Source organism: Mycobacterium sp. D16R24 (assembly GCF_002013385.1).
GTDB lineage: Bacteria > Actinomycetota > Actinomycetes > Mycobacteriales > Mycobacteriaceae > Mycobacterium.
The window spans coordinates 85,573-98,941 of the sequence record NZ_MAEV01000024.1 but is presented as its reverse complement, the minus strand read 5'-3'; the positions used below and the strand labels follow the sequence as shown (position 1 = coordinate 98,941).

The window sequence follows — 13,369 nt, the reverse complement described above, 5'->3', positions numbered from 1 at the left end:
CCGCCGCCCCCGACCACACCGCCTCCCGGGGCGCCTCCGACGGGCGATGTGCCGCCATTGCCGGTGGGGTTGCTGAAGAACTCGCCCAATAACGGTGACGTTGTCGGCGTAGCCCAGCCCGTGACGATTGTCTTCGCCGCTCCGGTGACGGACAAGAAGGCCGCCGAGGCCGCCGTGAAGATCACGACCTCGAAGTCTGTGCCCGGATACTTCTACTGGTACACCGATCAGCAGCTGCGCTGGAAGCCCACGCAGTTCTGGCCTGCGAACACCGATGTGAACGTGAATGCGGGTGGAACCAGGTGGAGCTTCAAGGTCGGTGATGCCTTCGTGTCGACGGTCGACGATGCGACCTTCACCATGACGGTCACGCGCAACGGTGTCGTCGAGCGCACCATGCCCATGTCGATGGGTAAGCACGACAAGAAGCACGAGACCAAGAACGGCACGTACTACGTCAGCGAGAAGTTCCAGAAGATGGTGATGGACTCGTCAACCTATGGGGTGCCGACGAACTCGCCCGAGGGCTACAAGCTCGACGTGTTCTGGGCCACCCGGTTGTCCAACTCCGGCATCTTCGTCCACGCCGCGCCGTGGTCGGTCGGCGATCAGGGTAAGCGCGATGTGAGCCACGGATGCATCAACCTGAGCACCGACAACGCCACCTGGTACTTCAACCAGTCCCACCCCGGTGACCCGGTGATCGTGAAGAACTCGCCCGGTGGTCCGTACAAGGACTACGACGGTTACGACGACTGGCAGCGCTTCTAGATTCTCCGGCGTCATACGAGAAAGCCCCCGGTCATTGGCCGGGGGCTTTCTCGTCGGGGAGGTCAGGACCAGATGCGTACGCGCTGATCGGCTTCTAGGAACAGCTCGTCGTCGGCGCTCAGCTCGAAGGCCTCGTAGAACGCGTCGATGTTGCGCACCACGCCATTGCACCGGAACTCCGGTGGTGAGTGCGGATCCACCGACAGGCGCCGGATCGCCTCTGCCTCGCGGGCTTTAGTCCGCCACACTTGCGCCCAGCCGTAGAACACTCGCTGCGCACCGGTAAGCCCATCGATGACGGGAGCCGGGTTGCCGCCGAGGGAGATCTCGTAGGCCAGTAGTGCAATCGAGAGACCACCCAGATCGCCGATGTTCTCACCCACGGTAAACGCGCCGTTCACGTGCTGATCGGACAGCTCGCGGGGTACGAACTCGTCGTACTGTTTGATCAACGCGTTTGTGCGCGTACCGAACTCGTCGCGGTCGGTGTCGGTCCACCAGTTGACCAGGTTGCCGTCGCCGTCGTACTTGGAGCCCTGATCGTCGAATCCGTGCCCTATCTCGTGACCGATGACGGCCCCGATGCCGCCGTAGTTGGCGGCGTCGTCGGCATCCGCGTCGAAGAATGGCGGTTGCAGAATCGCTGCGGGAAAGACGATCTCGTTCATGCCCGGGTTGTAGTAGGCGTTTACCGTCTGGGGGGTCATGAACCATTCGCCGCGATCGACCGGGCCCGCAAGCTTGGCCAGACCTCGATCGCACTCCGCTGCCGTGGCGCGCCGGACATTTCCCAGCAGATCGTCGCGACGGATGGCGATCATCGAGTAGTCACGCCATGCTGCCGGGTAGCCGATTTTCGGGGTGAACTTATCGAGTTTCTGCAGGGCTCGCTCGCGCGTCTCCGGTGTCATCCACTCCAGGTCGGCGATGCTGACCCGATACGCTTCGCGCAGGTTGTCGACGAGAATTTCCATGCGGGCCTTGGCATTCGGCGGGAAGTGGCGCTCGACATACAGCTTGCCCACGGCCTCGCCGAGTAGCGACTCGACCACCGCGACACCGCGCTTCCACCGGTCGCGGATCTGCTCGGTACCCGACAGCGTGCGTCCGTAGAAATCGAAGTTCTCGGCCACCAGCGGTTCGGTGAGGTACGCCGCGCGGGCACAGATGAGCCGCCAGCTTGCCCATTGCTTCCAGTCGCTCAACGGCTCCGAGGCCCACAGGCCGGCGAATGCGGTCAGGTAGTCGGGCTGTCGCACCACCAATTCGGTGACTTGGCCGGTGGTGGCCCCCAGTCCGGATATCCATCCGGCCCAGTCGAACCCGGGTGCGGTGTGCTCCAGGTCGGCGAACTTCATCAGGTTGTAGCTCAGCTCGGCGTCGCGTCGCTTCACCACATCCCAGTGCGCTGCCGCAATTTTGGTCTCCAGCGCGAGGATCCGGTCGGCGGTGTCGGTGTGGTCACCATCGCCGTAGACCAGCGCGAACATGGCGGCGATGTGGGCGCGGTAGGCGTCTCGCGTTGCCGCGTGCTGCTCCTCGCGGTAGTAGGACTCATCGGGGAGGCCGAGGCCGGACTGGCTGATGTGCAGGAGGTAGCGCGAGGAATCTTTGGCGTCCGTGTCCACGTAGCAGCCCACCCCGCTGCCCGCGCCGGCCCGCTGCAAGGCGCCCATGACGGCCGCCAGCGCGGTGGCGTTGGGCGCCGAGGCGATCCCGTCCAGCTCCTGGTGCAGCGGTGCCAAACCGACCGCCGCGACCGTTTTGGCGTCCATGAAGCTCGCGAACAAGTCGCCGATCTTCTGTGACTCGGTCCCTTCGGCCGCACCCGCTTCGCTCGCTTCGGTGATGATCCCGCGGACCTGCTCCTCGGCGCGGTCGAACAGAGTCCGGAACGCGCCGTCGACGGCACGGTCGGCCGGAATGGAGTATTCGGTGAGCCAGCGACCGTTGACGTGGCCGAACAGGTCATCCTGCGGGCGGATGGATTCGTCGCGGTGGCTCAGGTCAATACCGGATTTTGGCAGCGCGGATTCAGTCGTCACCCGTCCATGGTGGCACGGGTCGCTAGGGTGAGGCCCGTGAGCGAAGACGACCCGGTACGCAGCCTTGGCAGTGGGGATGGACCCGTCTTCTCTCGGTACGGCGTGCTGTCGGCGGTTCTTGGTGTGATCGCGGTTGTCGCCCTGGTGCTTTCAGTCCTCGTGATCACCGGGCATCGTAGCCAGGAGGCCCGCGACCGCTATGACTCCCATGTCCTCGACACCGCTGTGACCTGGGTGAACGCCCTGATCAACATGAAGAAGAGCAATGTCGATTCCAGTATGCAGATACTGCAGGACGGTACCGCCGGGCAGCTCAGCGATCATCTGGCGGAGATGATCGCGGGTGTCGTGAAGCTCGCGCGGACCGTCGACGCCGATGCGGCCGGGGAGATCGATTCAGTGGTCATCGACAGGAGCGGCGCAAAGATTCCGGGCGAAGATATCGGTCTGCCGTCAGTGGAGCGGGTTGACCGCGTCATGGTGGTGGCCACCTCGGTGACGCGGGATGCCAAAGCGTCCCCGAAGGTCAACCAGTGGCACCTGCGGCTCGCGGTGTCGAAAATCGAAGACCAGCTACTGGTAACCGGTCTGGAGCTGCTCCGATGAGCCGGAATGTATTGCGGGTCATTCTTTTTGACCTGCTGGCGCCGTTGGCGACGGTGCTGGCGATCGTCGAGCTCGGTGTGATCCTGGGCTGGCCCACGTGGTGGGTGGTGGTGTGTACGGCTTCGTGCATGCTCATCGTCCAGGGAGTGGCGGTGAATGGCTATCTGGCGAGGCGGGATTCGGTCACCGTCGGCACGGACGACGATGGCCCTGCGCTGCGCACCGCAGTTGTCGCTCTAACCACGGTCTCGATGTTGGCCGTCGCGGTGGTGGGATACCGGCATTGGACGGTGCCCGACTGGGAAGGGAACGCGGACCGTTCGGCCGTGACCGATGTCGTGACGGCGGTGGCCGAGGCGGTGGTGAATTTCTCCCCGGGAAGCCCGGACTCTTACGTGCACAAGGCCATCGAACACATGACAGAGGGGCAGCGGCAATCCTTCACGCGTGACTTCGACCGGGCCACCGCCGAACTGAAGGCCAAGGGAATCTCGCAGCAGAGTGAGATCATCTCAGTCGGCATCGAGGCCCTCGGACCCGAAGACGCTGTGACGGCCGCGCTGGTGCGACGCACCAGCGTCGCGGCCAAGACGCAACCCGAGGAGTCGGTGCTGGCGCTGCGGATGACGCTCGCCAAGCGCGACGGCTCCTGGCTCGTGGACAACATCGCGCCGATCGATCGGATCGGCGCTGCGCCCGCTACGGGCTAACGCGAACCGATGCGCGCGAATTCGATTTCGGTGCAGCGGTCCATGACGACCTGCAGCCCGGCATCGGTTGCCCTGTTCGCGGCGTCGACGTCGACGAGATCGAGCTGGAACCACAAGGTACGCGCGCCGATGTCGATGGCCTGTTGAGTGATGCCCGCCAATTCTTCGCGGCGGCGGAACACATCGACCAGGTCGGGTGTCTCCGGCAGTGCCTCAAGACTCGGATAGACAGCCTCGCCGTCGAGTTCGGAGATGGTCGGATTCACCAGGAAGATTCGGTAGGGGCTGTGTGTTGCCAGATAGCGATAGACACCGTGACTAGGCCGGTCGGGATTGGCCGAAACTCCTACGATGGCAATGGTCTTGGTTTCGCGCAGTATCTGGGCGATTGCCGCGTCATCGGGGGCAGTCCACACCGCGGTTCCTTTCTGGTCACGCGCAGCACACCGAAAACTCAAGTGACAGGTCTTGGCATGGCACGGTAGACATGGGTATGTGTCTGACCTGACCCTACGCACTATCCACAGTGAGGACGACTACGAGTCGTTCATGTCCTCGTCGTACTCGGTGTTTCTGCAGGACCTGCAGAAGGACGAGATCGAGGCCCACCGCAAGTTCACCGAATTGGATCGGATGATCGGATTCCACAACGGGAAGAGGTGGGTCTCGACAGCGGGGGCCTTCAGTCGTCAGGTGGTGCTACCGGGTGGAACGGTCGTACCGGTGGCCGCCATCACCGCGGTCACGGTGTCGCCGACGCATCGCCGTCGAGGTCTGTTGACCGCGATGATGCGTCATCAGCTGGAGGACGTCCGCTCGCGCGGCGAGGCCGTCGCCATGCTGTTCGCCTCGGAAGCGTTGATCTACGGCCGATTTGGCTATGGAGTCGCGACGGAGGCCGCGGATTTGTCCGGCCGGGTCAAGGAGCTGGCCTTCCGGCCAGATGTGGATCTGGGCGACGGCACCCTGGAAGAGGTAGACGCTGAAACCTTCCTGGCGTCGGCGCCCACCGTCTACGACGACGCCATCGCGGAACTGCCCGGCCAAATGTCCCGGACCTCCGAGTGGTGGGCTTCCTGGACTCTTGATAACGAGGAACGCCAGAAAGAATCCGGCAAGATCCGCTTCGTCCTGCACTACGAATCAGACGGAACAGTCAGCGGATTCGGCATCTATCGGCCGAGGCCGGGGTGGGGTGACGCCGGGCCCGACGCCGAGTTGCACGTGCAAGAGGTGCTGGGCACCAATCCGCGCGCCTACGCCCGGACATGGCGCTATCTGCTGGATATGGATCTGGTCCGCAAGATCAAGTATCACGGCGCGTCGGTACATGAGGAGCTGCGCTACTTGGTAGCCAACCATTCGGCGCTGGAGTGCGCGGTGAGCGATGCGATCCAGGTGAGGCTGGTCGACATTCCGGCGGCGCTGTCACAGCGGCGGTACTCCGCCGAGGTGGACGTGGTGCTGGAGGTAACCGATGAATTCCTGCCGGAGAATTCGGGACGCTACCGTCTGCGCGGCAGTCTGGCCGATGCGAGCTGCGAAATCACCACGGAGGAAGCCGATATCGCGCTGACCGTGCGCGACCTCGGATCCGTCTACATGGGCGGGGTGAGCCTGCAGGCGCTGGCCAGAGCCGGCCTGGTTACCGAGCTGAGGGCAGGTGCGGTGCAACGGGCCGCCATTGCGTTTGGCTGGCCTGTTGCACCCAGTGCACCCGACGACTTCTAGCTAGTTGTCGCGACCGGGACGGCCCATGGGGCCTGGGCCGTTCCACCCGTCGTCATCCCAGGTGCGGTGCCAGCCGCCGTGGTGGCCCCAGCCACCGCCGCCACCGCCGTGCGTGTGCCACCAGATGGCGCATGCGACGCGGACGGCGATGAACAGGAACAACAGCACCAGGCCGGTCAGCAGGGCGATCTTGCCGAGGAGCTTGGCGCGGTCCGAGGATTCTTGAGCTCGGTCGAATTGGCCGGTGAGCCAGAACTGGGTGACGTTCAGCGCGTTGGTGAATGCGCTGAAGGCCAACGGCCAGAAGAAGATAACGGCCGCGACTGCCCAGCCGACATTGGTGGGCGGGGGCTTCGGTGCACCGGCGGGGGCGGTCGGTGCGGGCGGGGGCGTGTGCGTGGGCGCTGAAATCGCGCCCGTGGGTTCGTCAGATTTCGTCTCGTCGGTCATGGCACGAGGTTAGGCCGAATTCAGGCGGGCTGCCATATCGATCGGATAGCTCTCAGGGAACTGACATTGGTTACGCAGGTACCCGGACCGGCGCAATTGTCATCCGCGGGGGCGGGTGCGCCCGAACCGTCGGGCTACCCTGCGCATCCGAACCAGCATCGCAACCGATGGGCTGGTCGTGCCCGTCAGGTATGCGGAGAGCTCGCCACTTGAAACACCTATGCGGGAAGCAAACTCGGCTTCACGCAGACCTGAGGCCTCGAACAGCAGGTTGATCTCGTTGGCCGCTTCTCGCTGTTCGGCTTCGGCAAGGTTGTCGCGGGCCCGGGTGAGGACTTCCTGCAGCACGGTCGAAATGCCGTAAAGCTCGTCGGAGCCCACCACTTCTTCCACCTGGCGTGCAGTGCGTCCGAAGGGATCGCGTTTGAGCGCGTAGACGATCGCCTGCCAATCGGACAGGTCGCCGCTTTGCAGGGCATCGAGGATCTCGGAGGTGGTCCAGTGGGTTACCGGCTTGTCACTGCGCCCCGGCTGGACGTTCTCCGCAGAACTGGAGTTGGTGTCACCGGAACCCGAAGGCTCGTCGGGCACGTCGGGTGAGACGGCTGGAGCGTCGCTCGTGACCGTCACCTCGCATCCTCCAACATCGCCACCGCCACGGACAGGCACTGCCTGCGCACCGTGGGGCATTCCATCGCTCCGTCGCCGGGTTTCGGGTCAGCGAGCCTGCGCACCAGCTGGCTAGAAACCCACCTCTGATTGGACTGTACACAGTAATGCTGATCGATCCCCGCGAGGACCTTCGCTGCCGTCCGCGGCTCCATCAGCGAAGCGAGCCGGGCGAACTCGGTGTAATCACGTTCGGCATTGCGGCGCATCAACAACAGCCCCTGCATACGCAGCGCTTCGGCGTCGGTCGGTACAGCACACTTCTGTCCCGTCGGCAGCTTCACCTGCGTGGTTTCGACCGGTGTCAGCCGAGATAGGGGGCCGGGCATTCCGACTGTGTCGCAGTCCGTTCCGCTTTTGCCGGCCTGCAAGGCTTCCAGGGCCACAGTCAAGTTGTCACGCCAGCGGTCCACGAGCACCGACTGCGTGTCGGGGGCGGTGACAGTGCCGCCGTCGGCGAGACGCTTGAGTCGGGCCGCCGAGACAGCGATGGCGTGATAGTCGATGCGCGGTTCCTCGAGTCCGGATCCTTGAAGTCGCAGCGCACTCTCGGTATGCGGACCCGGAAGCTCATCGACACAGGGGGTTTCGAAGTCCACGGTCGGAAGCACCCGATCCAGCCAGCCGGGCAGCCACCAATTGCGCCGGTCGAACATCGCCATCAGCGCCGGTACCAGCACCAAGCGCACCACCGTGGCGTCGACCGCGATGGCCACCGCACACGCGACGCCCAGTTGCGCGACCAACGGCATTCCGGCGAACGCGAATCCGATGAACACCGCGATCATGATCAGCGCCGCGCTGGTGATGGTGCGCGCGCTCGTGCGCACGCCGAATGAGACCGCGTCGGCGCAATCGCCGGTCCGTAGATACCGCTCGCGCACGCGTGCCAGCAGGAAGATCTCATAATCCATGGTGAGACCGAAGGTCAGTGCGAGAGCCAACGGCGGGATGCTGCTGTCGATATTGGCCTTATGGAAGCCCAGGAATTCCAGCCATCCCCATTGGAAGACGATCACCAGACTGCCGTAGGCGGCGGCGACGGAGAGCACCGTCATCACCACACCCTTGAGCGCCAGCACCGGTGAGCGCAGCGTGGCCAGCAGCATCACGAAGGCGAGTACGCAGACGAACGCGAACACGCCTAACAGGGAGTGTTCGACCCGGTTGTCGTAGTCGAACAGCAAGGCCGTCGGCCCGCCGATGTTGATATCGGCCCCCGAATCCTTGAGCGCATCGGGCACATTCGCACGTAGCCAGCTGACGGTCTCGCGCGCGGCAGTCGCTTCGGGGTCCACCGACAGCACGGCCGAGACCAGCGCGTCATGTCCGCCCGTGGAGAAGATGGGATCCGAGACCCGCGCGATATTGGGGGCCTGCGCGATCGTTTCCTTGGCTGTCTGGAGGGCCTGTGCGTGCTGGGGATCCTGCGCATTGCCGTTTTCGCCGTCGAAGGTGAGCAGTATTTGTACCGGTCCGAGCGCACCCGGACCCATGGCGACGGCGGCAGCGTCGATGCCCCGGCGGATCTCATGGGACGAATCGAATTGGCGAAGCATGCTATTGGAGACCTGCATCTGCAGGCTCGGTGCAGCGAGCGCGAGTAGGAAGATCGAGGCGCCCAGCGCGGAGAGCCATGGCCTGCGCATAACCTCTTGGGTCCACTTGCGCCAGAATGGAATTGAATGCTTGCGCAGCGGTGAGACGCGCAAAAGCCGGGACTGGTTGGCTGCAGCCTTGCCGAAGATGGCGAGCAGAGCGGGCATCAGTGTGGTGGAGGTGAGGACGGCGATGGCGACGACGATGATGGCGCCGGAGGCCATCGACGCCAGCGCGGGGGTGCCGATGAGGTAGATCCCGGCGAGGGCGGCAATCACCGTCAGGCCGGAGAACGTGACGGTGAGGCCCGAGGTGGCCATGGCCCCGGCGATGGCCTCTTGTTTGTTCTTCCCGGAGTTCAGCTCCTCGCGGTACCGCATGAGGATGAAAAGCGAATAGTCCACCGCGACGGCGAGGCCGATCATGGTGACTGTCGGCAGTGCGAACACCGAAATAGTGGTGATGTTGGACAGCGCGAGGACGATCGCGACGCTGAGCACCACTGTGCACAGGCCCAAGAGCAAGGGCAGGGAGGCCGCGGCGAGGGAGCCGAACGCTGCGATCAGCACAATGAGGATGACCGGGATGTTCCACTTCTCGGCCTTTTTGATGTCCCCGGCGATCTGTTCGGTCATCGCGGCACCCAGCGCGCCTTGGCCGATGACATAGAGAGATACCCGGCCGCCGGCGATCTGCCCGGGCTTACCCCCGTGCACACCTATCTTCTTGCGGAGCTCCTTGGCGATGTCGGTCGCACCGGAGTTGTCGAACCCGATGCGCAGGGTGACGACGAACGGGCGGTCCGGTTGCGGGGTCAGCTGCGCGGGAAGGGGCTCGACCGAAACCTGAGGGATCTGCGCCGCCACCTGCTTGAGGTAATCGACGGCGGCGGCCATGTCGGCGACGGTCGCATCGGGACGTGGCGCGGCGACCAGCGCCAGCGGCGAAGCTCCGTGCTCGCGGAACCCGGTCTCCATCGCGTCGTGCACCGTGAGCGACTGTGACCCGGCGACCTCGAAACCACCTCCGGTGAGTCTTTCGCCCTGGCCGGCCACCAAGCCCACCGCCGAGATAATAAGAATCAGCCAGACAGCGACCGTCAACCATCGATACCTGCGAAGGTAGTCGCTGGTGCGCATCATGACTGACTGCACGATGGTTCCTGTCGTTCGGTGTGACGCACGCAGTCTCCTGTGGCGTGGTCGTGATGCTACAGCAACGCGACTAACCGTGCCCCCTGTCTGTATATATCCCGGCAACCTGCGATGACACGTTTACTAACAACCTGCCTTGGCGAAAAACGAGTGGTGGCTGGACGTGCCTTTCAGGCTCCCTGGCAACGTTGTGTTGGACGAAAAATAGGATCGTGAAATTCAGAATCTGGCCGACGATAAAGACTCGGTAACCTTCTGGTGACTACGCGCGTCCGTGTTTCGAAATGGCGCCGAATTTCGATACGTTGGCTGTAATCCCCCAAACAAGTAGGAGGAATGTCATGTCAGCCACAACCTCGCGGCGCACGGCCTACGGCTTGCTGAGCGCAGGTGTTCTCGCTGGCGGGCTCGCGATGAGCGCCTTGGCACCGATTGCCGCGGCCGAACCAGTCCCCCCGACTCCCGCCCCGGCCCCAGTAGCTCCCGTCGCGCCGGCACCCGCCCCGAACGCCGCCGCACCCGCTGCGGCGACGGTGACTCCGGCCACACCCACACCGGACGGATGCCAGGCCAGCAAGATGACCAAGACCGTCGGCAACGTGGTGCAGAACGCGGCGGGTTACCTGGAGCAGCATCCGGACGTCGATGCGGCCTTCACCGAGATCAAGGCGGCCCCGCAGGACCAGATCGCCGCCAAGACGCAGAGTTACCTGGTGTCGCGGCCCGATGTGGCCGGTTCGCTGGGTGGCATCGCCGCACCGCTCAATGACCTGCGCACCAAGTGCGGTCTCCCGCTGGACCTGGCCCAGGTGGTCAACGGTGGCGGACTGAACCCGGCCGCGATGGGCGTCAACCCCGCGCTGCTGACCGCGCTGTCGCAGAACCCGGCGGCACAGCAGGTGGCGCAGAACCCGGCCGCGCAGGCTCTCGTGCAGAACCCGGCCGTGCAGTCTGCCATCCAGAACCAGGCGCCGGCTGCTACCTTCCCGCAGGGACCCGGGCCCGCGCCCGGACCGGCGCCCGCTGTCACCGCTCCCGCTCCGGCTGGCCCGGTGGGCACGGGCCCCGCGCCCGGTCCGCGCGTCTAAGGACACATACGCACCATCGAATGTGCCGGTTCCGGTGAGATCGATCCAGATTTCACCGGAACCCGCACATTCTGCGTTGTGGGGCTAGTGTGTCAGGGCGTCTGAGCCTGCCGTTGGGGCGACATCGTCGTGACGGTTGAGGTACCGCACAGAGAGCAGTACTGCGGCGTAGCCGGCGAGGGGCACCAGCACGGCGGCGAAACCTTCCATGCAGCCAGCTTGCGCGGACCTTGGGTGGTTACCCAAGCGCGTTGACGAGATCCTGACGGCAGTGCCGCCGTTTTTTGACTAGCGATCGGTCGTATTGATCAGCCGGTTTGCGATGACCCGCCACCCCAGCAGGAACACCGCGGTCACTACGGACGCGACGATGGCAAAGCTGAACGCCACGCCTTGATTACTCAGCCGGCGCAGGATCATCCCGAACAAGACGGTGCAGACCCACACCGCGACCCCGGTGCGGGTCACCGATGTCGGGCGCGACCATCCCCGGCTCAGCAGCCAGCCGATACCGGCCCCGGACAGAAACGGCCACGCCGTCTCCCACACACCGACCAGCGTGATGCCCTCAGCATGGCTGCGGCGGCCGATGGTGCAGAAGACCACGACGCCGATGACATCCAGTACGAGTGAAAGCAGTACGGATGTCACCGGCGTCTGGGGTGACGAATTCTGTTGCACGCTCGGCATTCCCCGACCGTAGCCGGTGCCGCGCGGAGATCAGTTGGAGGGTGCCTCCGGGTGACCGGCTTCGATGTTGAAGGTCAGCGTGACCTTCTCGCCGACCAATCCGGCTCCGCCGGTGACGCCGAAGTCGCTGCGGTTGACCTCGGTGCTGGCCTCAAAGCCCGCGACGCTGCCGCCCTGTGCTCCGGGACCAACGCCCTCCAGGGTGAGCTTCAGCGAGACCGGCTCGGTGACACCGTGCAGGGTCAGTTCACCGTCGACGATGTAGTCGTCACCGTCCGCACGGACCGAAGTGGACCGGTAGGTGGCGGTGGGGTGGTTCTCGGTGTCGAAGAAGTCGGCCGAGCGCAGGTGACCGTCGCGCTGGTCGTTGCGGGTGCTTACCGAGGTCACGTCGATGGTGGCCGACACCGAGGGTGTGCCGTCTTCGGAGACGGTGATTTCACCGCTGAAGTCGGTAAACGAGCCGCGAACCTTCGAGACGCCCAGATGGCGTACGGAGAAGGTGATATCCGAGTGAACCGGGTCGATGGTCCAGGTTCCGGCGGCGAGAACGGGGGCGGTGGTGGTCATGAATGCTCCTCAAAGTTGGGGGTGAGACATTCGTGCCAACCGGACTATGGTCCGCTTTATTTCGGGGGATCGGAAGAATTTTTTGGCGGGTCGTCAGACGGGGCGTTGGCCTCGGGTTCGGGCTGCTTGGCGGGGTTCGGAGTGGCGTCGGGGTCGATCTGGCTCTCGTTGCGGAAGAGGAAGAAGAAAATGACCCAGCCGATCGCGGAGATGAAGATCCAGCTGACCGCGCGGTAGATGAGCATGGCGGAGATCGCGTCGGGCAGCGTCATCCCCGAGGACACCAGGCCGGGAACCAGAAGGGCCTCCACCACCAGTAGGCCACCGGGCATGAGCGGAAGCGAGCCGGCGGCACGGGCCGCGGCGTAAGCGACCATGACGCCGACCAGTGAGGGCCGACTGCCCACGGCATAGGCCGCGAAGGCCAGGCAGGCCACATCGGCGATCCAGTTGAACAGTGACCAGCCGAATGCCTCGCCGAGGGCACGTCGGGTCAGCGTCACCGCTTCCATCTGCTTGAGGATCTCGCGCCAGCGCGCCACCCCCATCATCGGCGGCTTGCCGCGTAGATCGTTGACCCAGCGAAGAACTCGCACACCGATGCCGTCGAGCATCTCGGGCCGCGATGCGACCGCCTGCGCCAGGAGCAAGATGGCCAGCAACCCGCCGATGCTGAAAATCAGCGAGAACGGGTTGGTCTTGGCGCCCAACAGGAATGCACCGCCCAGTCCCAGGATCGCCAAACCCACCGCCTGCAGCACCCCGGACATCACCAACTGCCAAGACGCCACGACCGGGGTGGCACCCCAGAGTCGCTGCTGCCGATAGATAAAGGTGGCCGAGAGCACGGGTCCGCCGGGCAACGTGGTGCTCAACGCGTTCCCGGCGTAGAAAGCGGCCTCAGAGCGCCACTGGCGTATCTTCACGCCCGCTGAACGCAGCAGCGTCCGCTGGATCTGCGCGAAGCTGTGCATCGAGGCCATCGCCGCGAAGGCCGCCGCAAGCACCCACCACGGGTTGGCGGTCTTGAGGCTGCGCCAGGCCGATGCCAGCTGGTCGGAGACGAATCCGATCTCCACCGCGAGCACGATGGCGAGGACCACGAGGACCGCCCAGCGGATCCACCAGTACTTTCCCCGTTGCTTGATGACGGGTTGGGGTGCGGTATCCGCTTCAGGATCGTCGTCCGGGCACGAGGCCGGACCGCTTCCTTCGGTGGGCGTACAGCCGCCGTCGAGTGGGTCACGGTCATCGGGCACGGGCATCACAGTAACGGCGCGGACTGG

14 protein-coding genes are annotated in these 13,369 nt (G+C 64.6%); 5 read left to right on the top strand and 9 right to left on the bottom strand.

From position 1 onward, the window contains the following. On the top strand, positions 1–771 hold a 771-nt coding region (locus B4383_RS20610; protein ID WP_286154552.1), incomplete at its 5' end, for a L,D-transpeptidase family protein. A gap of 62 nt (positions 772–833) precedes the next feature. Here B4383_RS20610 and B4383_RS20605 read toward each other — a convergent pair. After that, positions 834–2,816, bottom strand: a complete 1,983-nt coding sequence (locus B4383_RS20605) for a M13 family metallopeptidase (protein WP_078292994.1) — start codon at positions 2,814–2,816, stop codon at positions 834–836. Between the two features lie 123 nt (positions 2,817–2,939). Here B4383_RS20605 and B4383_RS20600 point away from each other — a divergent pair, with 123 nt between their 5' ends. Together B4383_RS20600 and B4383_RS20595 are read left to right on the top strand one after the other, a co-directional pair. Next, positions 2,940–3,422 (top strand): hypothetical protein, encoded by a 483-nt coding sequence (locus tag B4383_RS20600; protein ID WP_078293069.1) that lies wholly within the window; start codon positions 2,940–2,942, stop codon positions 3,420–3,422. Then, a complete protein-coding gene (locus B4383_RS20595; RefSeq protein WP_078292995.1) occupies positions 3,419–4,132 on the top strand; it encodes a hypothetical protein in 714 nt (237 codons plus the stop codon). Before B4383_RS20600 ends, B4383_RS20595 begins: the two co-directional genes overlap by 4 nt. Here B4383_RS20595 and B4383_RS20590 read toward each other — a convergent pair. After that, entirely contained in the window at positions 4,129–4,548 is a 420-nt protein-coding gene (locus B4383_RS20590; RefSeq protein WP_078292996.1) for a CoA-binding protein, read from the bottom strand. The genes B4383_RS20595 and B4383_RS20590 overlap by 4 nt on opposite strands. A 79-nt stretch (positions 4,549–4,627) precedes the next feature. Here B4383_RS20590 and B4383_RS20585 point away from each other — a divergent pair, with 79 nt between their 5' ends. Beyond that, positions 4,628–5,863 (top strand): GNAT family N-acetyltransferase, encoded by a 1,236-nt coding sequence (locus B4383_RS20585; protein ID WP_078292997.1) that lies wholly within the window; start codon positions 4,628–4,630, stop codon positions 5,861–5,863. On the opposite strand, the gene B4383_RS20580 is transcribed toward B4383_RS20585, so the two are convergent. The 3 genes from B4383_RS20580 to B4383_RS20570 all read right to left on the bottom strand — a co-directional run bounded on the left by B4383_RS20580 (position 5,864) and on the right by B4383_RS20570 (position 9,723). After that, complete coding sequence (locus B4383_RS20580) at positions 5,864–6,313, bottom strand: CD225/dispanin family protein (protein WP_078292998.1); 450 nt, start codon at positions 6,311–6,313, stop codon at positions 5,864–5,866. A 99-nt stretch (positions 6,314–6,412) separates the two neighbouring features. Beyond that, positions 6,413–6,943 carry a helix-turn-helix transcriptional regulator gene (locus B4383_RS20575; protein ID WP_078292999.1) on the bottom strand — a complete coding sequence of 177 codons (531 nt, stop codon included), beginning with the start codon at positions 6,941–6,943 and terminating at the stop codon, positions 6,413–6,415. Beyond that, complete coding sequence (locus B4383_RS20570; protein WP_078293000.1) at positions 6,940–9,723, bottom strand: MMPL family transporter; 2,784 nt, start codon at positions 9,721–9,723, stop codon at positions 6,940–6,942. Before B4383_RS20570 ends, B4383_RS20575 begins: the two co-directional genes overlap by 4 nt. A 353-nt stretch (positions 9,724–10,076) precedes the next feature. Here B4383_RS20570 and B4383_RS20565 point away from each other — a divergent pair, with 353 nt between their 5' ends. After that, a complete protein-coding gene (locus tag B4383_RS20565; RefSeq protein ID WP_078293001.1) occupies positions 10,077–10,823 on the top strand; it encodes a hemophore-related protein in 747 nt (248 codons plus the stop codon). Between the two features lie 84 nt (positions 10,824–10,907). Here the strand turns inward: B4383_RS20565 and B4383_RS27250 are convergent, their stop codons facing one another. The 4 genes from B4383_RS27250 to B4383_RS20550 form a co-directional block, all read right to left on the bottom strand. Further along, on the bottom strand, positions 10,908–11,033 hold the full coding sequence (locus B4383_RS27250; RefSeq protein ID WP_286143914.1) for a hypothetical protein: 126 nt from the start codon (positions 11,031–11,033) through the stop codon (positions 10,908–10,910). A 78-nt stretch (positions 11,034–11,111) separates the two neighbouring features. Continuing rightward, positions 11,112–11,513 (bottom strand): DUF3054 domain-containing protein, encoded by a 402-nt coding sequence (locus B4383_RS20560; RefSeq protein WP_078293002.1) that lies wholly within the window; start codon positions 11,511–11,513, stop codon positions 11,112–11,114. Between the two features lie 30 nt (positions 11,514–11,543). Continuing rightward, the gene (locus B4383_RS20555) at positions 11,544–12,083 is read right to left on the bottom strand and encodes a YceI family protein (protein WP_078293003.1); all 540 of its coding nucleotides are present in this window, start codon (positions 12,081–12,083) and stop codon (positions 11,544–11,546) included. A gap of 56 nt (positions 12,084–12,139) precedes the next feature. Further along, positions 12,140–13,348, bottom strand: coding sequence for a YbhN family protein (locus B4383_RS20550; RefSeq protein ID WP_078293004.1), 1,209 nt, complete (start codon positions 13,346–13,348; stop codon positions 12,140–12,142). Between the last annotated feature and the right edge of the window lie 21 nt (positions 13,349–13,369).